The 21789-nt window shown below is 67.3% G+C and carries 17 protein-coding genes; 11 read left to right on the top strand and 6 right to left on the bottom strand.

All coding sequences use genetic code 11. From position 1 onward, the window contains the following. Positions 1 to 19 precede the first annotated feature (19 nt). From ACYCO6_RS14850 to ACYCO6_RS14860, 3 genes are all read left to right on the top strand, one after another. On the top strand, positions 20 to 1504 hold the full coding sequence (locus ACYCO6_RS14850) for a M81 family metallopeptidase (RefSeq protein ID WP_459772530.1): 1485 nt from the start codon (positions 20 to 22) through the stop codon (positions 1502 to 1504). Beyond that, positions 1492 to 2274 carry a FadR/GntR family transcriptional regulator gene (locus tag ACYCO6_RS14855; RefSeq protein WP_459772532.1) on the top strand — a complete coding sequence of 261 codons (783 nt, stop codon included), beginning with the start codon at positions 1492 to 1494 and terminating at the stop codon, positions 2272 to 2274. The genes ACYCO6_RS14850 and ACYCO6_RS14855 overlap by 13 nt, the downstream gene beginning before the upstream one ends. 138 nt (positions 2275 to 2412) lie before the next feature. Then, positions 2413 to 3636, top strand: a complete 1224-nt coding sequence (locus ACYCO6_RS14860) for an MFS transporter (protein ID WP_459772534.1) — start codon at positions 2413 to 2415, stop codon at positions 3634 to 3636. A gap of 510 nt (positions 3637 to 4146) precedes the next feature. Here ACYCO6_RS14860 and ACYCO6_RS14865 read toward each other — a convergent pair. The 4 genes from ACYCO6_RS14865 to ACYCO6_RS14880 form a co-directional block, all read right to left on the bottom strand. Then, the gene (locus tag ACYCO6_RS14865; RefSeq protein WP_459772536.1) at positions 4147 to 4893 is read right to left on the bottom strand and encodes an SDR family NAD(P)-dependent oxidoreductase; all 747 of its coding nucleotides are present in this window, start codon (positions 4891 to 4893) and stop codon (positions 4147 to 4149) included. Continuing rightward, positions 4890 to 5747, bottom strand: a complete 858-nt coding sequence (locus ACYCO6_RS14870) for a fumarylacetoacetate hydrolase family protein (protein ID WP_459772538.1) — start codon at positions 5745 to 5747, stop codon at positions 4890 to 4892. The genes ACYCO6_RS14865 and ACYCO6_RS14870 overlap by 4 nt, the downstream gene beginning before the upstream one ends. A 153-nt stretch (positions 5748 to 5900) precedes the next feature. Further along, on the bottom strand, positions 5901 to 7235 hold the full coding sequence (locus tag ACYCO6_RS14875) for an MFS transporter (RefSeq protein WP_459772540.1): 1335 nt from the start codon (positions 7233 to 7235) through the stop codon (positions 5901 to 5903). Between the two features lie 443 nt (positions 7236 to 7678). Further along, entirely contained in the window at positions 7679 to 8347 is a 669-nt protein-coding gene (locus ACYCO6_RS14880) for a TetR family transcriptional regulator (protein ID WP_459772541.1), read from the bottom strand. A gap of 329 nt (positions 8348 to 8676) precedes the next feature. On the opposite strand from ACYCO6_RS14880, the gene ACYCO6_RS14885 reads away from it, so the two are divergent. The 3 genes from ACYCO6_RS14885 (at position 8677) to ACYCO6_RS14895 (ending at position 11176) form a co-directional block, all read left to right on the top strand. Then, the gene (locus tag ACYCO6_RS14885; RefSeq protein ID WP_459772543.1) at positions 8677 to 8955 is read left to right on the top strand and encodes a hypothetical protein; all 279 of its coding nucleotides are present in this window, start codon (positions 8677 to 8679) and stop codon (positions 8953 to 8955) included. 173 nt (positions 8956 to 9128) lie between these two features. Continuing rightward, positions 9129 to 10781: an FUSC family protein gene (locus ACYCO6_RS14890; protein WP_459772544.1), complete on the top strand. Its 1653-nt coding sequence runs from the start codon at positions 9129 to 9131 to the stop codon at positions 10779 to 10781. Then, positions 10781 to 11176: an FUSC family protein gene (locus ACYCO6_RS14895; protein ID WP_459772546.1), complete on the top strand. Its 396-nt coding sequence runs from the start codon at positions 10781 to 10783 to the stop codon at positions 11174 to 11176. The genes ACYCO6_RS14890 and ACYCO6_RS14895 overlap by 1 nt, the downstream gene beginning before the upstream one ends. 416 nt (positions 11177 to 11592) lie before the next feature. Here ACYCO6_RS14895 and ACYCO6_RS14900 read toward each other — a convergent pair whose 3' ends face one another. Then, positions 11593 to 13362 carry a patatin-like phospholipase family protein gene (locus ACYCO6_RS14900; RefSeq protein ID WP_459772548.1) on the bottom strand — a complete coding sequence of 590 codons (1770 nt, stop codon included), beginning with the start codon at positions 13360 to 13362 and terminating at the stop codon, positions 11593 to 11595. Between the two features lie 314 nt (positions 13363 to 13676). Beyond that, on the bottom strand, positions 13677 to 14903 hold the full coding sequence (hmpA, locus tag ACYCO6_RS14905) for an NO-inducible flavohemoprotein (protein WP_459772549.1): 1227 nt from the start codon (positions 14901 to 14903) through the stop codon (positions 13677 to 13679). A gap of 770 nt (positions 14904 to 15673) precedes the next feature. Between hmpA and ACYCO6_RS14910 the strand changes: the two genes are divergently transcribed. From ACYCO6_RS14910 to ACYCO6_RS14930, 5 genes are read left to right on the top strand one after another with little or no spacing between them, the layout of a single operon-like run. Next, complete coding sequence (locus ACYCO6_RS14910; RefSeq protein ID WP_459772550.1) at positions 15674 to 17311, top strand: amidohydrolase; 1638 nt, start codon at positions 15674 to 15676, stop codon at positions 17309 to 17311. Further along, a complete protein-coding gene (locus tag ACYCO6_RS14915; RefSeq protein WP_459772551.1) occupies positions 17308 to 18300 on the top strand; it encodes a CobW family GTP-binding protein in 993 nt (330 codons plus the stop codon). Before ACYCO6_RS14910 ends, ACYCO6_RS14915 begins: the two co-directional genes overlap by 4 nt. Then, the gene (locus ACYCO6_RS14920; RefSeq protein WP_459772553.1) at positions 18291 to 19904 is read left to right on the top strand and encodes an ABC transporter substrate-binding protein; all 1614 of its coding nucleotides are present in this window, start codon (positions 18291 to 18293) and stop codon (positions 19902 to 19904) included. Before ACYCO6_RS14915 ends, ACYCO6_RS14920 begins: the two co-directional genes overlap by 10 nt. Beyond that, complete coding sequence (locus ACYCO6_RS14925; RefSeq protein WP_459772554.1) at positions 19901 to 20884, top strand: ABC transporter permease; 984 nt, start codon at positions 19901 to 19903, stop codon at positions 20882 to 20884. The genes ACYCO6_RS14920 and ACYCO6_RS14925 overlap by 4 nt, the downstream gene beginning before the upstream one ends. Then, positions 20881 to 21789, top strand: coding sequence for an ABC transporter permease (locus ACYCO6_RS14930; protein ID WP_459772556.1), 909 nt, complete (start codon positions 20881 to 20883; stop codon positions 21787 to 21789). Before ACYCO6_RS14925 ends, ACYCO6_RS14930 begins: the two co-directional genes overlap by 4 nt.

Below are 21789 nucleotides of genomic sequence, written 5' to 3' on the forward strand. Positions count from 1 at the left end.
GCATTCTCCGAGGGCCGCCATGCGTATCGTGACCGCTCGCCTCAACCACGAGACGAACACCTTCTCGCCCCTCGCCACTCCGATTGCAGCGTTCCGGCCCCTCTGGGGTGATGCCGCGCGCGAGGCCGGTACTGGCAGCGCAACGGCGCTCGGTGCCTTCCTGGCCTTCGCGCAGGCACGCGGCGCCGAGATCGCCGTACCGGTCATGGCCCATGCCAACCCAAGCGGGCCCGTGGCGGACGCGGCCTTCGAGGCGCTTGCCGCCGCCATCCTGGCTGCCGTGTCGGAGGGCTGCGAGGCAATCCTCCTCGACCTGCACGGCGCGATGGTGACCGAGAGTCACGATGACGGCGAGGGCGAGCTCCTCGCCCGGATTCGCGCAATCGCACCCGATGTGCCCCTCGGCGTCGCCCTCGATCTTCACGCCAACGTCACCGCTCGCATGGTCGAGGCAGCTGATGTCATTGTCGGCTTCAAGACCTACCCGCACGTGGACATGGTCGACACGGGCGCGCATGTCGCCCGCCTCGTCGGGCGCATGCTCGATGAGGGCATGCGCCCGCACCAAGCCTGGTGCCACCCGCCCCAGCTCGCCCACACGTTGCGGATGGACACCCGCGTGCCGGGAGCGATGGCCGACCTAGTCGAGGCATCACGGGCGATGGAGGCCCGGCCCGGCCTCCTCGCCGCCACGCTGTTCGGCGGGTTCGGCCTCGCAGATCTGCCCGAGGCCGGCGCGTCCTTCGTCGTGGTGGCAGAGAGCGCGGCGCTGGCGCGGGAAGCCGCGACGGAGCTCGGTGCCGCGCTCTGGGCGCGGCGGGCGGAATTCGTCTACGACGAGGCCCCCCTCGTTGATACCATCGCCGTGGCGCGTGCAGCCGCCGAACGGCCGGGAATCGGGCCGGTCCTGCTCCTCGACCACGGCGATAACTGCATGTCGGGGGGCACCTGCGACGTGATGGATGTGCTCACCGCCTGCCTAGTGGAGGGCCTCGACGGGGTCGTTGTCGGGCCGATCTGCGATCCCGAATGCGTGGCCGTCCTGTTCGCGGCCGGGATCGGTGCCGCCACGGAGATCCGGCTCGGCAACAAAGTGGCTCTCCCGGGCTTCCCCCGCCGGGCGCCGCTCGCGCTGACCGGCCGGGTCGCGGCGCTCGGCGACGGCGGCTACGTCGTTACCGGCCCGACCTATACGGGGCAGCGCTTCTCCATGGGCCGCGCCGCCGTGCTCGATACCGGCCGGACGCGCGTCCTGGTGTCTGAGGAGCCGCACGAGCCCTGGGACCTCGCGATCTTCACGGGGGTCGGGATCGATACGCGCGAGGCGCGCTTCCTGATTCTCAAGTCGCGCATGTACTGCCGCCCGGTCTTCGAGCCAATCGCCCGCGCCGTCGTCGAATGCGCCAGCGCCGGGGTGACAAGCTCAGATTACCGCAAGTTCCCCTTCGCCAAGCTCGCCCGCCCGATCTATCCGATCGACCAGGAGGTTACGTGGACCGCCTGAAGACCACGGAGCATGCGGGGGGGGCTCCGACACCCATACGGCGGATCAAGTTGTCGGACCAGATCGCCGACGATCTCTGCGGCCGCATCGCTCGGGAGCGCATGGAGCCTGGCCAGAGGCTGCCGAACGAGCAGACCCTCATGCAGCATTACGGCTGCTCTAAGGGTACGATCCGGGAGGCGCTGAAGGCCCTGGAGGTGCAGGGATTGGTGACAATGCGCCCAGGTCCGAGTGGTGGCGCCGAGATCCGGCCAGTCTCGATCGACGCCGCCGCGCAGCAGCTGCGCCGCTTCCTGCATTTCCGCCGGCTCGACTTTGCTCAGGTCTACGCCGTGCGTCGCGGCCTTGAGGTCGCCCTGGGCGCCGAGGTGGTGGGTAGGCTCGACGGCGACGCGCTGGATGGACTGGACGAGAACATCGCGGCCTGTGAGGTCGCCTTCGCGGCCGGCGAGCATACGCGCGGCCGCGACCTCGAACTGACCTTCCACGACCTGCTCTGCGATGCGAGCGACAACGCGCTGCTCGCATTCATGTGCCGCTTCATCAATAGCCTACTGCGCGACCTCGTCGAGTTCCAGGGCGGGAGCGCGACGGAGTACGCCGCCTTCGGAGCTCATAACCTGGACAGTCATCGCCGGCTCGCCTCCGCCTTCCGGGCGGAGGATGGCGAGGCGGTTGGTCGCGTGATGCACGAGCATATGTGCTGCGCCGAGCATTTTATGCGGCGACTAGATGCCTCGTTTCGCAGCGATCTCCTCAGCGGGCGGTGAGGCGGCGCGACTTGCTCATCCGCGGCCGCCGGTTCCCCGCATTGCTGGACCGCACCCGGCAGTTGATCGATTGCCTGAGGCGAGACACCAACGACAGCGGAATCGTTGCGTGGATCACGCCGCGCCGACGGGGGGGAGATGCACTCAGGAACAGCCGAGGATGAGGCGATTGACTCAGGCCTCGCGTGGCGTCGGCTCGCCGCCGCGATCGCGCTCGGCACGGTCGGCGGTGTCGGCATGTGGTCGGTCGTCGTGGTGCTGCCGGCGGTCCAGTCCGAGTTTGGGATCGACCGGGCGGCGGCCGCACTGCCCTACACCCTCACCATGCTCGGCTTCGCGGTCGGCGGCCTCCTGATGGGACGGCTCGCAGACCGTATCGGGATCGTGCCCCCGCTGATCCTCGGCACGCTCTGCTTAGCCCTCGGCTACGGGCTGAGCGCCCTCTCGACGAGCCTCTGGCAGTTCGCTCTCGTGCATGGCGTGCTCGTCGGCGCGCTCGGCAGCTCGGTCGCCTTTGGGCCGCTGATGGCCGACGTGTCGCGCTGGTTCTGGCGCCGGCGCGGCCTCGCCGTGGCGTTGTGTGCGTCCGGCAACTACCTCGCAGGCACGCTCTGGCCGCCGGTCGTGGAGCACGCGGTCCACGCTTACGGCTGGCGCGCGACGCAGGGAGGCATCGGTCTGTTCTGCCTCATTGCCATGTTGCCGCTCGCGCTGCTGATGCGCGGCCGGGCACCGCGGGCACCGGAGACGAGCACGGTCGGTCCACAAGCCGCGATGGCGCTGTCGCCCGCGGCGATCCAAGGGCTCCTGGTTGTGGCCGGGATCGCATGCTGCGTGGCGATGGCAATGCCGCAGGTCCACATCGTGGCCTACTGCAGCGACCTCGGCTACGGCGTCGCCCGGGGTGCGCAGATGCTGTCGCTGATGCTCGGCTTCGGGATCGTCAGCCGGGTCGCCTCGGGCTTTGTCGCCGACCGGATCGGCGGCCTCGCGACGTTGCTGGCCGGAGCGCTGCTTCAGGCGGTGGCGCTCGCGCTCTATCTCGCCTTCGACGACCTGACCTCGCTCTACGTGATCTCGGCTCTGTTCGGCCTGTTCCAGGGCGGCATCGTTCCCGCTTACGCGATCATCGTGCGCGAGTACCTCCCGGCCGAGGAGGCCGGCGCGCGGATCGGTGCGGTGCTGATGGCGACGCTGGCCGGCATGGCGCTCGGCGGCTGGCTCACAGGGGTGATCTTCGACGCCACCGGCTCCTACCATGCGGCATTCGCCAACGGGTTGGCGTGGAACGCGCTCAACGTGGCTATCGTGCTGTGGCTGATCCACTGCCGTCGACCACGCACCCGTCTTGCCCCGGTCTGACTGGTCCAGACCAGATGACGCTGAGGGTCTGCATCACGGCGCCGACGCCAGAATTGGACGGCCGCGAAGTGTCCGCACTGATCTGCGGCCATCTGCCAATCGCGAGACGTAACAAGGGCCGCGGCTTTGCTGTCTCGACTGTGAATGATCCGGCATTCACATGCATTTCGACTTGCAATCCTGACTCGACAACCCGCGCAGACGGGATCCGATCGTAGCCTGGCGATCGCACAGCGTCTCGGCCGCGCGGGTGGGCGTCGGGCTCCACAACCGACCAGGGCGGCGAGGCAAGACGAGTTCTCTACGGCTGGGGCCTCGATGGAAGGGTCTGACCGCGACAAGGCGGGCTGCTGGAGGAGACCTCGCAGGAGCGGGCGGAGTGGATTTGCGCCGGCGCGCTCGAGATGATCTCTCAGCTCCGCTCGCAATCGACGTCAGCGTTCCGCGTTCGGCGCAAGCTTACGCGCCCGCTTGCGACCTGAGGCCGATAGCCGTTGCGCGGATCCGCGCTTAGTAGGTTGCGCGCCCGCCGGAGAGGTCGAACACGGCGCCGGTGGAGAACGAGCACTCCGCCGTACACAGCCACCCCACGAGTGCCGCCACCTCCTCGGCCTGGCCAAAGCGCCCCATCGGAATCTTCGAGAGCATGAAGCGCACGTGCTCCTCACTCATCTGGTCGAAGATCGCCGTCCTCACCGCGGCCGGCGTCACGCAGTTCACGACCACCCCAGTGCGCGCGAGTTCCTTGCCGAGCGACTTGGTCAGCGCGATGACCCCCGCCTTGCTCGCGCTGTAGGCTGCTGCATTCGGATTGCCCTCCTTGCCGGCGACTGAGGCGACATTGACAATTCGGCCATAGCCGCTCGCGATCATATGCGGAACGACCGCCCGACAGCACAGGAAAACGCCGCTCAGATTGATGTCGAGCACCCGCCGCCAATCCTCGACTGGGTACTCCCACAATGTCGTGTTGGGCCCGGAGATGCCGGCGTTATTCACCAGCACGTCAATGCCGCCGAGTCCGGACAGGGTCTGTGCCAAGCCGTCGGCGATCGCACCCGCGCTGGAGACGTCGACGGTCACTGCCTGGGCCGCCGAGCCGAGCATCGCGGCAGCGCGACCCAGGCTGGCAGCGTCCCTGTCCCAAAGCGCCACTCGGGCGCCGGAGGCGGTCAGGCGTCCGGCGATGGCGAGGCCGAGACCTGTTCCGGCCCCCGTGACCACCGCTCGCCTACCCTCAAGATCGAGCCGGTTCATGGCGCGTTCTCCGGGAAGTTCAACACCTTCTGCCGCTGCTCACCCAGCTTCTCGATGCCCAGCGTCATCACGTCCCCGACCTGAAGATAGCGCGGCGGTTTCATGCCCATACCGACCCCGGGCGGAGTTCCGGTGCAGATCACGTCACCAGGCATCAGCGTCATAATTTCACTGAGGTAGCTGACGATCTCGTCACAACGGAAGATCATCGTGCAGGTGTTGCCCGTCTGCATGCGTTCGCCGTTCACGTCGAGCCACATGCCGAGCGCGTGGACGTCGCCGACCTCATCAGCGGTAACGAGATACGGACCGACCGGACCGAAGGTGTCGAAGCTTTTGCCTTTGTCCCACTGACCGCCGCGCTCAAGTTGAAAGTTGCGCTCTGATACGTCGTTGACGACACAGTATCCGGCAACGTGCTCCAGCGCCCGTTCGACCGGCACGTATTGGGCCTTGGTGCCGATCACGATGCCTAGCTCGACCTCCCAGTCCATCTTGGTCGAGCGCTTAGGGCGGACCACGTCGTCGTTGGGTCCGACAAGACAGGAGACCGCCTTCATGAACACGACTGGCTCGGTCGGAATTGCCATTCCGGCCTCCTTGGCGTGATCGGTGAAGTTGAGGCCGATAGCGACGAACTTGCCCACTCTGGCAACGGGTACACCGTAGCGTGGCGTGCCGGGGACGATGGGCAACGTTTGCGGATCCAGGGCGGCAATTCGCTTCAGCGTGGCAGGTGAGAGAGCGGCGCCATCCAGGTCAGCGACCGTGCCCGATAGATCTCGGATGGCGCCGTCCGCGTCCAAGAGGCCCGGCTTCTCGCGGCCGATCGGGCCATAACGTAGCAATTTCATGAGCTTGCACTCCGTAATGTTACGCCCGCAGGAGTACGCAGGAGGGAGACGGGCCTGGTGGTATTCCCTCCCTTCCGCTCTCGAAACCGAGTGCCGGCCCGGCTGCCGTCCTCCGCGATGAACGCGTTGAGGGATGGTCGCGCCGGACCGGGTTCAGCTAGGGTCCAGATCGCGGTTGGTGTAGTCGCGCAGCAGGGCCGTCGCGCCGAGGCTGATCACGGCGCAGACCGCGATGAACCCAGAGATGGCGTAGCCGGAATGGGTCTGCGCGATCAGCGCGGTGGCGATCAGCGGGGCCGGGCCGCCCGCCAGGATCGAGGCGAGCTGGTAGCCGAGCGAAGCGCCACTGTAGCGCAGCCGCCCGGGGAAGCACTCGGCGATCATTGCGGCCTGCGGCCCATACATCACGTCGTGCGGGACCAGCGAGAGGATGATCGCCAGCACGATCAGGGCTGGAACCTGGGTGTCGAGCAGCGCGAAGTAGACCACCCCGTACACGCCCGTGAGCGCAGCGCCGGCCATGTAGACGCGTCGCCGGCCGAACCGATCGGAGAGCCAGCCGCTCAGCGGGATCGTGACGAGCGATACCGCCGAGGCGGCCAGCACCGAGCCGATCAACAGGTCCCGCGATAGGTTCAGCTCGCCGACGCCGTAGCTGAAGACGAAGGCCGTGAAGATGTAGAAGGGCGCCTGCTCGCCCATGCGAGCCAGAGCCGTGAGCGCGACCTCACGTGGGTGCTGGCGCAGCACCTCGATCACCGGCGCCCGCTCCACGGTCTGAGCTGCCGTGACGGCGCGAAAGGCCGGCGTCTCATGAATGCCGAGCCGGATCCAAAGGCCGAGCCCGACGAGCAGGATGCTGAGGACAAACGGCACACGCCAGCCCCAGCTCAGAAACTGGTCACCCGAGATCGCGCTGAAGGCGAGCACCGCGAGGTTTGCCAGAAACAGGCCAGCGGGCACGCCCAGCTGCGGCCAGGACGCGATGAAGCCGCGGTGCTCGTTGGTCCGCGCCCACTCCATCGCCAAGAGAACCGAGCCACCCCATTCGCCGCCGACGCCGATCCCCTGCACCACGCGCAGGACGGTGAGGATGACCGCGCCCCAGATGCCAATGGACTGGTAGCTCGGCACGAAAGCCACGAGGAAGGTCGCGAGTCCCATCAGGAGGAGCGTCGCGATCAGCGCCGACTTGCGCCCGATCCGGTCGCCGTAGTGGCCGAAGATCGCAGCCCCCACTGGCCGGGCGACGAATCCGAGCGCGTAAACGGAGAACGCCTCAAGCGTGCCGACCAGGCGATCGGATTGGGGAAAGTACAGCTTGGCGAAGACGAGGCCCGTGACTGTACTGTAGAGGAAGAAGTCGTACCACTCGATGGTTGTGCCGATGGTTCCGGCGATGACGGCGCGGCGCAGTTGCGCACGGTGCTCGGACTCGGACAGTGTAGGGAAGGCGTGCGCCTGCGCGACGCTGCCGCTGGCCGCCATGTCAAACCTCCCGTCAGCGGGCTCTTGCGTCCCACAGTGGTTTGAACGCGCAGACGGCAGGAAAGTCTCAGCGGAAACTCCCGGTCCTTACAGCGCGCGATTGTGAGGAAGCGCACAAGCCCCGGCGTACTGGGTTGTTCCGCGGGTCCAGCTCAGACCAACACTCTTTCGCGAGCCGGCCGCACTGACCGCCACGTCCAGTCAGGCGAACACATGGGATTATCGCAACGACCAAGTTGGGCGCAGAGCTGCCGGCGGGAGCTGGCCGAGAGCGGCCCGACCGCTTCCGGCGATCAAAACCCGACAAGCGGACCTTCGTTGCGGCCCTGACGGTCGCCTCAAGTGATCCTCCGCGGAACGTCGACCGACCCGCTCTGAAAGACATCGAACAGCTTGGCCGCAGGCGGTGACCCTTAGGGTCGCTGCGCGATGCCGGCCCATTGCTATCCGAACAGGTAGCCGGACAGGAGGCGCTTCGCTTCGTCGAGGATCGCCTCGCGCTGCTGCGGGTCCTGCTGCTCGAAGGCAAAGCCGATCAACCGATCTCCGGCTTCGGCCGCGACGCGGAGCCGGAGTTCGAGGTCGGGCGTCACCTTGTGGCCGAGCCCCTCAACCATATGGCGCCGGAGCAGTGCGGCTGCACCAAAGCCGGGCCGCCCCTGCATAGGCAGGTTCCCGCAATCGAGTTCCGGTCCGTCGTAGACGATGGTGCGAAGCTCCGGATGCGCAGCGAACAGGCAGGCGGCAGCGTTCACGAGGCGCGCGATCAAGGCCGGCCCGTTTGCCGTAAGGAGTCCGGGTTCGATCTCCCGCTGAAGCGCCGCCTCGAATGCCTCGAAGCGCTCCGCAGCCAGTGCGAGGACCAGCGTCTCCTTGTCGGGAAAGAAGCGATAGAGGGCGCCCACCGACACGCCGGCCTCTCGGGCGATCTGCGCAGTTGTAAGCCGGGAGGGTGGGATGCCGCGCCCGAGGAGGCGGGCTGCGGCGGCGCTGATTTTGCGGACCGTCGCGGCACTACGGTCTTGGACGGGGCTACGGCCCGCGGGACGCGGCACGCCTCGGGTCTGCCGGCGGCGGGGCGGGGATTCAGGCTTGTGATCTTCTGACGTCATAGCGCTTCAACGCGCCGGGATCGCGCAGCGGCGGTTTATACCAAAACACGACGTTGAGTTCGCGTTTTGGCGATCAATTGCCGACACCGGATGGCTCCTTGTCGCGAGAAGCTGGCAATTTGTCCTGTGCCGCACGCAGTGCCCGCTTCAATTCCTGCGTCCAACGCGCCGGAGACGGCTTGGCCGCTTAGATATGCAAAAAAGCATATCTAAGCGTCAAAACTAGCCAGACATTACTCAAATGCATTTGATATGCGTGGCTGTGCGCTGCTTCCAACGCGACGCGTACCGCCCGCCAACCGGCGCAAGAACTCCAAAAGGACACGATTATGACCCCCCGCCTCGCTGCCGCTGCAAGCCTGCTGGCTCTCAGCCTTGCCGCTTCGGCCTCGCCCGCGATTGCTCAGGACACCCGCGCGATCAACGTCTGGGGCGCCCACATCGAAGTGCCGGTTTCACGTCCTGGTGGCCTGTTCGGCAGCCTGAGCCCGGACAGCGCTGCGGTGTCCGATCAGAACTATGCCGGACTCAGCGCCGGCCGCGCGACCTACACGTCCGGCTACAGCGCGGGCCGGGTGGCTCCGCAAACGCGGGCAGCGGCCAAGTAATCCCGGCGCACTCTGAACGAAACGCAGCGGGGTGTCGGCCCCGCTGCTGCTGTCCTGGTTATCTCTTCAGACCGCCGGCGGTTTTCACCAAGCGTTGCGCACACAGGCTCCTTCGAGCATCTCCGGCAAAGGGCGCGTCCGTCATCATCCGTCATCGTCCCGAACCAGCTGCCATGCCCATCCCTGGCTGGCGCGAATGGGTCTTCGCCACAAAGACGTGCGGCGCGGCTCTCCTCGCTCTTCTGATCGCGCTATGGGCTGATCTGCCCCGGCCCTACTGGGCACTTGCGACGGTCTACATCACCACCCAGCCTCTGTCGGGTGCGACCCACGCGAAGGGGATCTACCATGTCGGTGGCACTCTGGTCGGCGTGGCAGTCGCCATCATCCTCCTGCCGAACCTCATCGACGCCCCGGAGCTCCTCGTCCTCGCCGTCGCGCTCTGGACCGGGCTGTGCCTCTACCTGTCCCCCATCGACCGGACGCCGCGCGCGCACTTCTTCATGCTGGCCGGCTATACCGTCGCACTTGTCGGTTTTCCGAGCGTGACTGAGCCGGACGCGATCTTCGATACTGCTGTGGCCCGTGCTGAGGAAAATTCCCTCGGTATCGTCTGCGCGACGCTCGTATCGAGCATTGTCCTGCCGCAGCCGGTCGGCCCGGCTGTCTCCGCACGGGTCGACGCTTGGCTGCGGGAGGCAGGTCTCTGGACAGCCGAGGTTCTGTCCGGGACTGGTGCCGACCCTGCCGTGCGGGCCCAGCGCCTTCGCCTCGCCGTGGACGCGGCGGAGATCGATACCCTCGCCGCCCATCTCGCTTTCGATGCCGGCGGTCAGCGAGCCGTTACATGGGTTCGGATCCTGCATGGCCGCATGCTGATGCTGCCGCCGATTCTGTCGACCCTGGCAGATCGGATTTCCACTTTGCGCCATCGCGGGACCCTGGCAGCCGACCTTCAGGATGTTCTCCGCCGTGTTCAGGCTTGGTCCGTGGCGGAAGGCTCTCTGGCAGAGGAGGCCGAGTTGCTGCGCGTTCGGATCGCCAGGGCGGAGCGGCCACTCGGTCCAATGTCGAGCTGGGACGATCTCCTCCGCGCAAGCCTGCTTGAGCGCCTGCGCGCCTTCGTCGATGTCGCAGCCGATTGCCGGTTGCTGCGTGCTCACGTAGCGCAGGGGGGACGCTTACGGATTCCGCTCGCCTGGCGCAGTGAGTTCAGCGCGGTCGCGCGACATCGTGATCATGGCATGGCCCTGCGCTCGGCCCTCGGCGCGTTCCTCACCATTCTGATCTGCGCCACCGTCTGGATTGCGACGGCTTGGCCGGATGGTGCGACCGCAACCCTGATGGCCGTGATGGTCTGCTGCCTCTTCGCCACGCAGGACGATCCCGCGCCCGCCATTCTGTCCTTAGCCCGCTGGTCAATCGTCGCAGTCGTCGGTGCGGGCGTCTTGCAATTCGGCATTCTGCCACGCGTCCAGGATTTCGAAACGCTCGCCGTCGCTCTCGGCGTGCCTCTGCTGCTCTGCGGCCTGATGATGGCCAGGCCCGGGGCCGCAGGCGCGGGCGTGGCACTTGCCAGGAATGGCGCCCTACTGCTCGCGCTTCAGAGAAGCTACTCGGACGACTTCTCGGCCTTCGCGAACACCGCCGTCGCGCTCGTTGCCGGCCTCTGGGTCGCAGCTCTGGTGACGCGGCTCGTGCGCTCGGTCGGTGCCGAGCAGGGCGCGATGCGTCTCCTGCAGTCTGGACGTGCGGCGCTGGCGGAGGTCGCGCAGCACCGCGGCAGTGGCGACCGTGCCGCGACCGTGCCAACGCTGCAACCCTGATGCTTGATCGCCTGTGCCTGCTCGTCCCGCGCTTGGTCGCCGCTGCGCCGGGCAGTGCCGTGCGACGCCTCGACAATCTGGCGGAGCTGAGGACGGGTATCAACCTCGTCACCTTGCGTCGAACTCGGCACGCTCTGCCTGCTCGCTGCGTCGAGGCGGTCGATGCGGTGCTCGACGATGTGTCGCGATACTATCGCGCTCCGGAGGCTCCGCCGCCTCTGGAGCTACGGCAACGGATCGACAGCGCCCTCAGTCTTCTTGGCAAGACCGTCGGAGGCGATGGGCGCAGAGGGGCCCTGCTCGCATTGGCGGGTCTGCGCCAGAGCACGTTTCCGAAGGCGCCGGCTTACGCGCCCGACTTGCCAAGCACGGAGGCGCTACCCGAGGCCGCGTGACGCGAGACGTCACTTTCTGCCGTGGCTTTCCCTCAATCCACCGAGCGTTCATCCGGCAGTTCGCCTTCGCTGCCATCGTGGCCCGGCACTCAGGACAGGCCGTTCTCGGCGCACTGGGCTTCTGCGAATTTGCCGCCTCTGCTCCGATGCCGGACCATGATCCTGAACGCCCTCAACACCCAGATTTGGCAGGCGGGTGGACCCCTTTCGGCGCCGATCCACATGCCTCGCGGGATGGTCACCCAATTCACTACCGCTGGCGAAGGCAGCCGGGTGCAGCAGGCGGCCGCAATGACTGCGACGGAGCGAGGCGACGGGTTCGCTCACGATCCGGCGGGGCATGCGGGCGAGGCTTGGCGCTGCTGCTATGCGCTGCAGTCAGGGATTCACCGAAGGCGGATATGCAGCTTTCGTTCCTACAAAGTTCCCCCTGGCGGCACGCTGGAACTGCCCTCCGGTTCGCCCCACCATCGTCTCAGCCGCCCCTCCGCAATCGCCTTGCGGGCGTAGTGATAGCCGAGTTCAGAGGCCGCCTCGAGGGCCCCCCACGCCCGCAGGTCGATGCCGGCCAGGGGCGGCTTGAGCACCGCAGTGGCCCGGCTGACGGCTCTCATCGTCTGGGCGTCGCCGGAGACAGTCGCTGCGCGCAGGAGCAACGGAGCCATCGCCGGCATCGTCTCGGAGATACCGAGCCACTTGCGTAACAGGTGCCCCCGCCAACTTCGCCTCGGCGTCTCGCGAAATGCGAGGTCACTCCCGACGTCGATGGCGAGGACGGTCCCGCGCTCCAAATCCGCCATCACGTCGGCGGGCAGGTTGTTCATCATTCCACCGTCGACCAGAACGCCCTCGTTCGTGCTGACAGGTGGCAAGAGGCCGGGAACCGCGATGCTGGCGCGCAATGCCTCCGCGAGGCTGCCCTTGTCATGGACCATGACCTCGCCAGTGCTGAGGTTCGAGGATACGCAGAAGAAGGGCAGCCACAGCTGCTCGATGCGCACATTCCCGAAGCGACGAGCCAGCGCAGCATCGACCTTGGCTCCCCGGGTAAGAGCGACGTAAGGCAGAGTGTAATCGTTCAGAGGGTTCCGGCCGGAGAAGTCTTCCGCGGCCCAGCTGCGGATACGGTCCAAGCTCGTGCCTGTCGCGAAGCTCGCCGCGATGATCGCTCCCATGCTCGTGCCGCCGACGAAATCGACCGTCAGCCCGGCTTCGTCCAAGGCCTGGAGCACCCCGAGATGGGCGAGGCCGCGAGCGCCGCCGCCGCCGAGCACCAGGCCGCGCGCGAAGCCGCTGGCGAGCCGTGCGAGCCGGTCATGATCGGCGGCGTTGCCCTCGCGGACGTGGATCTGCATGGAGATCGGCAGTGCGCGGAGTTCGGGGTGCACCAGCCGAGGTAGGTGAATCCCGGGCTCCTCACGGACCACCAGATCAATCCGTATCCAGTCCGCCGGGATAGAAGCGAGGCATTCCGCAACGCCGGGTAGAGGCGCCGCGCCTGGTTGGGCCACTAGGAGGACATGGTCGGCATGGTGCAGGCAGACTTGGCACCAGGGACCATCCAGTTCGGGCGCGACTAAGATCGTGCGCGCGTGCGCCATCTCGAAGGCGTGGAACCATACTTCATCTGCCCCCTGTGGCCACTCCGCGAGGCAGCCAGTGCGGCCAGGAAGGGTCTCGTTGAAAGCCTGAGCAAGCCGGTACGCCAACGGGACCGCCGCTTGTCCCTGTGTTACCGGGAGCACCGCGATCGTTCGGGGTGCTGGGCGCCGGGGCCGGCCGTGTCCAGCCCTGCGTAAACGTCTGGCGAGAAGATCAGCGAAGTAGAGCAACATCCCGGGATGGCGCTCGACGACCTCTTGGAATGCCTCGCGGGTCAGCCGCAGCAGATGTGAATCGCGCAACGCCGTCGCGGTGGCCGACCGCGGAGCCGGCGAGAGAAGGGCCATTTCGCCCACCGTGTCCGGCGGTCGAAGCCGCACAATCCGCCGTAATGCGCCCGTGCGCGGATCGCGGGTTGAGATACCGACACACCCGGTCACGAGTGTGTAGAGAGCGTCGCCTTCCTCACCCTCCTCGAACAGAGCTCGGCCGCCAGGAACGGCGACGGGAACCATGCGCTGGCGGATCGCGGCTGCCGCAGCCGGGTCCAGGCCAGCCAGGAACGGGACATCGGGCAAGCTCATCGCCGGCAGCGGGCGGACTGGAGAAAAAAGTGGCGATCGCTCCCGAATTCGACGCTAAACAGACAGCTCATACTCAGCCCATGGGGATCGCATTGTGCCGAAAACAATGATGCCGCCTTGCGCGATGTCCTTTGTGTCGGCCTGATTGTTGGTCGATGATGTTCCTGGATTAATAAGGCACGCTGGGCATCCCCGTTTTCTGCGCGCGGTGTCGTCCAGAGTTGGCTCGTATATCTCTGATCGCGGCTGTCGCCCCACGTGCGCCTGAGACCGGCGCCCACATAGCTCGAGCCAACTGGACCCATCCCTCGCCCTCAAGCTGCCAACAGTTCATCTGCCGGTCCGAAGAACTCGTAGCGGATCCGACCAAGCGGCACGCCCGTTCGCGCCAAACTGCCAACCAGTGCCCGCAAGAACGGCCGGGGCCCGCAGAGGTAGTAGACCGCCTCCTTCATAGGGGTGTTCTGTGCCAACCAGTCCGCCGTGATGAACCCCGGCTCATCACAATCACGGCCCTGTACGTCCGCGCTCTCAGGCTTGTTGTAAAAGGTCCGCAGGGTGACGCCCTGAGCTCCCCCCGCAAGGGCTCGTACATGTTCGCGCATGGCATGGACGCGACCGTTCTCCGCACCGTGCACGAACCAGGTCGGTCGGCCGCTACCGGAGCGTACGATGGCTTCGAGCATGCTGACCATCGGAGTCAGCCCGACCCCGCCGCTGAGCAGGACGACCGGGCCAATGCCACTCTCGTCCAGGTAGAAGTCACCGGCTGGAGGCGCTACCTTCAGCACGGTGCCGTCTCTCGCCTGATCGTGCAGCCAGTTGGAGGCAATCCCAGGCGGAAGTCCAGGCCACGCCTCGCGCTTGACCGTGATCCGGTAGGTGCGGTCCTCAGGGCCGGAGGAGATCGAGTAGTTGCGCTTGATCTCACCGACGTCTGGCAGGTTCAGAGTGAACGTTAGGTACTGGCCTGGGCGGTGCTGCAATACAGGTCCACCATCCATCGGCAACAGCACGAACGAGCGGATGATTTCGCTTTCCTGCTTCGTGCTCGCCACGACAAAATCTCGCCAGCCGCTCCAGCCGCCCGGTGCAGCAGCAACTTGGGCATACAGGTCCGCCTCGCGCGCCATCAGCAAATCGGCCAGGAACCAGTAGGCCTCGCCCCACGCAGCAAGGATCGGGTCCGTGGCTGCGTCGCCGAGCACATCCTTGATGGCACCGAGCAAAGCGTCGGCCACGAAGGGATAGTGGCGCGGCAGGATCTGCAGACCGATATGCTTTTGCGTGATGCGCTCCACACGCGAGGCGAGCACGCCGAGGTTCTCGATGTTGCGCGCGTAGGCGATGATCGCAGCAGCCAGGGCCCTCGACTGCGATCCGGTTTCGCCGTGATGTGACTGGTTGAACAGGTCACGGATCTCCGGTGTACGAAACAGCCGCGCGTACATGCGGTCTGTGATATCTCGGCCGTGCGCTTCAAGAGCCGGCACCGTCGCTTTCACGACCTCGATGGTTTCGTCAGTCAGGGCGGTAGGCATGATGATCCCACTCCGCATTCCCTCGCGTTGCGCAATCCGCCCACAGAGCCCGTCGCATCGCGTTCGCGGTCCGGTAGGGTGGCGCGCCGCTTCTTTGCCGGTGGTCGGCACGCTCCAGCGATACCTTGAACAAGCCAGGTTCAGGCTTGCGGTGATGCGCTCCGCCTCTCCCTAAAACCCCACCTCCTTCTTCGGGGATCCCCCATGGCGGGGCGCAGGAGCGCTCTGCGCCTCAGTGCGAGCAGGAGGCTGAAGGTGCGGACTCTCCAAATCGACGCCAGCGCATATCCGTGCTGCGGGCGGCTTCGACCCCTCACGGCATCTCTGACGAGGATCGCCTTGTGGCGCGGAGCCGCGAGGCTGTGGCGAACTCCGAACCCGAAGCGGGCTCTGGGAAGGTCCGGTTCCAGGCAGTCCCATTCCACCCAGCCGAGCAACCGATGTTGGCCGAAAGCCGCCGGTCTGTCTTGAAGGAGGGCTGCCGGAAAAGCAGACACACCTTCAAGGCTGATGCGGCGGTAAGATCGCTGACGGTGGCCAGCCGCTTTCCGGCTCGTTCCCCGTCGAGCTCGTGCCGCTCGGCGTCGATGACGCCCACAGGAGCAGCCTCAGTTTCAGGACCTCCCGATCCACGACCCATCGCCCGCTGAGCGGCCTGGCGTTGGCCTTCCCGCGCCACCGCCCGATCCTGGCTCCCCTTATCCCCAGCATCTGGCGCTAGCGGGGGAGACCGAACGACCGGCATCGTTGCGGAACCGACGGGGAACGCAATGCCGACCGACATCACGATCTTCGAGGTTCGGGGGATCCACACGATGAATCCCGCGCGGCCCGTCGCCACTCACGTGGCGGTGCGGGGCGGCCGGGTGCTCATGGTGGGCGATGCCGGAGAGGTCGCGGAACTCGGCGGGACGCTCGATCGCAGGTTCGCCGACAAGATCATGCTGCCCGGCTTCGTCGAGGGCCATGCCCACGTGATGGAAGGCACGCTGTGGCAGCAGACCTATGTCGGCGCGGGCGACCGGCGCAGCCCGGATGGGCGCCACGTCCTCGGCCTACGGACCATTAAGGCCGTTACCGCGCGCCTCGCGGAGGCCTCGGCGGCGATCGCGGATCCGGACAAGCTGCTCTACGGCTGGGGGTTCGACCCGCTGCATCTTCGGGGAGCGAGGCTGACACGCCACGACCTCGACCGGGTCTCGACCACGCGGCCGGTGATGGTCCACCACGCCAGCCTGCACATCACCAACGTCAACAGCCTGCTCCTGGAGATGGCGGGCTTCGATGCCGGGACGATGATCGACGGTGTCCCGAAGCTGCCGGACGGCACGCCGTCGGGCGAGCTGCAAGGCATCGCCGCGCGGCTGCGCCTGTTCCGAGGCCTCGGCTACAATCCGATGAGCGGGGCGCTCGACGCGGGCGACGTGGCCCGCTTCGGCGCGGCTGCGCAGCTTCAGGGCATCACCACCATCGCCGATCTGCACAACGAGCTGACCGACGCTTCCGTTGCGGTCTACCGGAGCGCCTGCGGCGAGGATCTGCCGGTACGGATCGTGCCGGCCCTCGCCTCTGTCTCCTGCCCGCCAGAGGAGGGGATCGCCAAGATCGCCCGACTCCGAGAGGCGAACACCGATCAGCTGCGCTTCGGGATCGTCAAGATCATCGTGGACGGCTCGATCCAGGGCTTCACCGCCCGGCTTCTGCCACCGGGCTACCACAACGGCGCCCCGAACGGCCTCTGGTATGTGGCGCCCGAGGATCTCGACCGGATCGTGGGGGCCTACCACGCAGCCGGCATCCAGCTGCACATCCACACCAACGGCAACGAGGCCACCGATGCGGCCCTCGACGCCGTCGAGAAGGCGCAGATCGCCCATCCGCGCCCGGACCACCGCCACACCCTCCAGCACTGCCAGATGGCCACCGAAGCGCAGTTGCGCCGGGTCAAGGCGCTCGGCCTGTGCCTCAACCTGTTCTCGAACCACCTCTACTATTGGGGCGATGCCCATCACGACCTGACCATGGGGCCGGAACGGGCGGCCCGGCTCAATGCGGCTGGCAGCGCGGCGCGGCTCGGCATCCCGTTCTCGATCCATTCGGACGCGCCGGTCACGCCGCTGGGGCCGCTCTTCACCGCCTGGTGCGCGGTGAACCGCCTCTCGTCCTCGGGCCGCCTACTCGGGCCGGAGGAACGGCTGACCGTGCCGCAGGCGCTGCACGCGGTCACGCTCGGAGCCGCCTACACCCTGCGCATGGACCACTTGGTGGGCTCCATCGAGGCGGGCAAGTTCGCGGATTTCGCGGTGCTCGACGCCGATCCCCTGGAGACGCCGCCGGAACATCTCCGGGACATCGCCGTCCACGCCACGATCCTCGGGGGCCGGGTGTTTGAGGTCCCACCGGCATGAAGCACCGGCTGCCCGCCCCGGCCACGCGCTGCCCGCTGACCGTGCTCGGCGGCTTCCTCGGGGCCGGCAAGACCACGTTGCTCAACCGGCTGCTCACCGGCGCGAGGGGCCGTTACGCCGTCCTTGTCAACGATTTCGGCGCCATCAACGTCGATGCGGGCCTCGTGGCCGATCATGACGGGAAGACCCTGCGGCTCACGAACGGCTGCGTCTGCTGCAGCCTCGCGGACGGCTTCCTCGACACGCTGATGCGGGTGCTCGCCGAGCCGGGGCCCTTCGACCACATGGTGATCGAGGCGAGTGGCGTCGGCGATCCCGGCGCTATCGCGGAGATCGCCCTGGTGGAGCCTGGCCTCGTCCTCCAGGGCGTGATCGTGCTGGCCGATGCCGAGCGCCTTCCCGCGCTTGCCGCCGACCCACGCCTCGGCGACACGGTCGCCCGCCAGATCCGCGCGGCGGATCTGCTCGTGCTGAACAAGTGTGATCTCGTCGATCCTTCGGCCATGTCCTCGGCGCGGGAAGTCCTGGCCTCCCTGCGCCCCGGCGTGTCGGTGGTGGAGACGGTCGACGCCGCCCTGCCGGAGGCGGTCCTCGTCCTTGATACGGTGTCGTCGCGGGATGCCGCGCGCGCCCGCTTCCCCATCGCGCAGGCCGTGCACGAGACCGCCTTCGCCCGCTTCCTCTACCGCCGAGCCGGGGCCTTCGACCGGGAGAGCTTGTCCCGTGCGCTGGCCGCCCTCCCCCCTTCGCTCCTGCGGCTGAAGGGCAGCCTCCACCTCGGCGACGGGCCGGGGTTGCAGCTTCTGCAGATGGTCGGACGCCGCTGGAGCCTCACGCCGCTGCCGGCGCAGTCAAATGGCGGGATCGAACTCGTCGGGATCGCGACCGGGCATCCCGACCCCGGGGATGCCTTCGCCTCTATCCTCGATCGCGCCTTGCTTCGGGCCGAGCCGCCCATCCTTCAGGGAGACGTCCACCGATGCGCCTGACCAAACGCACGCTCCTCGGCACCGGCCTCTCGGCGCTTGCCGTCCCCCTGCTCGGCATACCGCAAGGGCATGCGGAGGGGGGCGATACCCCCCTGGTGATCGGCACGAACCAAGTGCCGCGCCACTTCAACGGCGCCGTGCAATCCGGCATCGCCACGGGGATGGTCTCCACGCAGCTCTTCGCGAGCCCTCTGCGCTACGACGATAAGTGGAACCCACTGCCGTATCTTGCAAAATCCTGGGAGATAGCCCCTGACAACCTGAGTGTCACGCTCAAACTCGTAACGAATGCTGTCTTCCACGACGGCCGGCCGCTGACCTCACAGGACGTCGCCTTCTCCATCGGTGTGATCAAGGCGAACCACCCGTTCCAGACCATGCTCGAGCCGGTCTCGGCGGTGGAGACCCCCGACCCCCACACCGTGGTGATCAAGCTCTCGCGCCCGCACCCAGCGCTGCTGCTCGCCATGTCGCCCGGCCTGATGCCGATCCTGCCCAAGCACATCTACGGCGACGGGCAGGACATCAGGAGCCACCCGGCCAACCTCAAGCCTATCGGCTCCGGCCCGTTCAAGTTCGTGGATTACAAGCAGGGCGAGGCCGTCCAGCTCGAACGCTTCGACAAGTTCTTCCTCGAAGGGCGGCCCCGGCTCGCGCGGCTCGTCTACCGGATCCTCCCGGACCAGAACAGCCTCGTCATCGCCACTGAGCGGCGGGAGATCGGCATGCTGCCGTTCCTCTCCTCGGTGCGGGACATCGAGCGGCTGTCGAAAGCGCCGAACCTCACCGTCACCGATCGCGGGTTCGAGGGCATCGGCCCGATCAACTGGCTGGCCTTCAATTGCGGGAAGAAGCCCCTCGACGACGTGCGGGTGCGCCAAGCCATCGCCTACGCGGTCAACCGCGACTTTGTCACCGGCAAGCTTCTGGGCGGCGCGGCGAAGCCCGATACTGGTCCCATCGTGCCCGGCTCGCCGTTCTTCGAGCCCGCAGTGCAGGCCTACAAGCTCGACGTCGCGAAGGCGGATGCGCTGCTGGACGAGGCCGGCCTGAAGAAGGGCGGCGACGGCACGCGGATGCAACTCACCATCGATTACATCCCTAACGACAACGACCAGCAGCGCAACGTCGCCGAATACCTGCGCGCGGCCCTGAAGCGCATCGGGATCGCCCTTCAGGTCCGCGCCGCCCCGGACTTCCCGACCTGGGCGCAGCGCGTCTCGAACTTCGATTTCGACCTGACCATGGACAATGTCTTCAACTGGGGTGACCCGGTGATCGGTGTGGCGCGGACCTACCTCTCCACCGACATCCGCGAGGGCGTGATCTGGTCGAATACGCAGCAGTACAAGAATTCCAAGGTCGATGACCTGCTCAACGCGGCCGCAATCGAGGCCGACCCGACCAAGCGCAAGGCGCTCTACGGCGAGTTCCAGAAGATCGTCGTCGCCGAGGCGCCGATCGCATACATCAACCTGACCCCCTATAAGGCGGTGTTCGACAAGCGCCTCACGGGGCTGCCCCTGTCGATCTGGGGCTCGCTCTCGCCCCTCGATGAGGTCGCCTGGGCGGGCACGGCGGCGGACGCGGGCGCCTCGCGATGATGGCGCTCCGCCGCCTCGGCGCGACCTCGCTCAACGTCGTCGGCCTGCTGCTTGCGGTGGTGGTGCTGAACTTCCTGCTGATCCAGGCGGCGCCCGGCGATCCGGCCCAGGTCATCGCCGGGGAGATGGGCGGGGCCTCGCCGGAGATTATGGCCGAGGTCCGAACACGCTACGGCCTCGACCGCAGCGTCCCAGAACAGCTCGCGACCTATGTCGGCAGGGTGGCGCGGGGCGACCTCGGTTATTCCTTCTATTTCAACGAGCCGGTCTCGCGGCTGATCCTTGGGCGGCTCCCGGCCACCGCCCTGCTGGTCCTGACCTCCCTCGGCTTCGCCGTTCTCGTCGGGGCGGGCCTCGGCATCCTCAGCGCGCGAAAACCCCACGGCCTGTTGAGCCACGCCGTCTCCTTCGTGGCCATCGCGGGCAACGCCGCGCCGGTGTTCTGGACCGGGCTGATGCTCCTCGTGCTCTTCGCCTCCGTCTGGCCGGTCCTGCCGGTCGCCGGGATGAGCGACGTGGCGAACCCCGCCACGGGCCTTGCCGCCATCCTCGATGTCGGCCGCCACCTCGTCCTCCCGGCCCTCACTCTCGGGATCGTCTACGTCGCCCAGTACAGCCGCCTGATGCGCACGAGCATGATCGACGCGCTGCAGGCGGATTACATCCGCACCGCCCGGGCAAAGGGCCTGCCCGAGCGGATGGTGATGGGCAAGCACGCCCTGCGCAACGCGCTCATCCCCCTCGTGACGATGGTAGGGCTTCAGTTCGGGCAACTCTTCGCCGGGGCGATCCTCGTGGAGACGGTGTTCGCGTGGCCTGGCCTCGGGCGGCTCACCTTCGAATCGATCCTGCGGCGGGACTACCCGACCCTGCTCGGCATCCTGTTCTGCTCGGCGATGCTGGTGATCGCCGCCAACCTCGTCACCGACTTGATCTACCGCCTGATCGATCCGCGCATTCGCGCCGGGAGGGCCGCATGAGCGCCTCGCTCGCCGTGGAGCCGGCCCGCCCCATGCCAGCCGCCCTGCCCGTCTCCCGGAAGGCGGCCTCGCCGGGCCTCGCCGCCCTGCGGCTTTTCCTGCGCAACCCGTCCGGGATCGTCGGCCTCGCGATCCTCCTCGCCCTGGTCTTCGCGGCGCTCGCCGGGCCCAGCCTCTACGGGGTCGATCCCTTCGAGATCGTCGGCGCGCCGTTCCAGCCTCCGGGGGGCGATCCGATCCTGGGCACGGACTATCTCGGGCAGGACATCCTCGCCGGGCTCCTCCAGGGCGGGCGCGCGACGCTCCTCGTCGGCCTGTCCTCGGCGCTGATGACCGTGGTGATCGGGGTCGCCTTCGGGGCCCTCTCCGGCTTCTTCGGCGGCGCCGTCGATGCCGGGCTGATGAAGCTCACCGAGTTCTTTCAGGTGCTGCCGACGCTGCTCTTCGCGATGGTGCTCGTCACCTTGTTCGGCCAAAAGATCGCGGTGACGACCGTCGCCATCGGGATCGTCTCCTGGCCGCCGACCGCACGCCTCACCCGCGCGGAGTTCCTGCGCCTGCGCGGCCTCGACTTCGTGAGGGCGGCCCGCGCCGCCGGGGCGGGGCCGGGCTACCTGATCGGCCGGGTGATCCTGCCCAATGCCGCCCCGCCCATCGTCGTCTCGGCGACGCTCGCCATCGGCACGGCCGTGCTGTTCGAAGGCGCCTTGAGCTTCCTCGGCCTCGGCGATCCCAACGTGATGAGCTGGGGCCTGATGATCGGCCAGAACCGCGCCTACGCCCTCGACGCGTGGTGGACGGTGCTGCTGCCGGGCGCGGCGATCTTCCTCGCGGTCCTGGGCGTGAGCCTCGTGGGCGATGCCTTCAACGACGCGGTGAACCCGCGCCTGCGCAAGCGGAGCTGA

This window comes from Methylobacterium sp. CM6257, assembly GCF_054611515.1.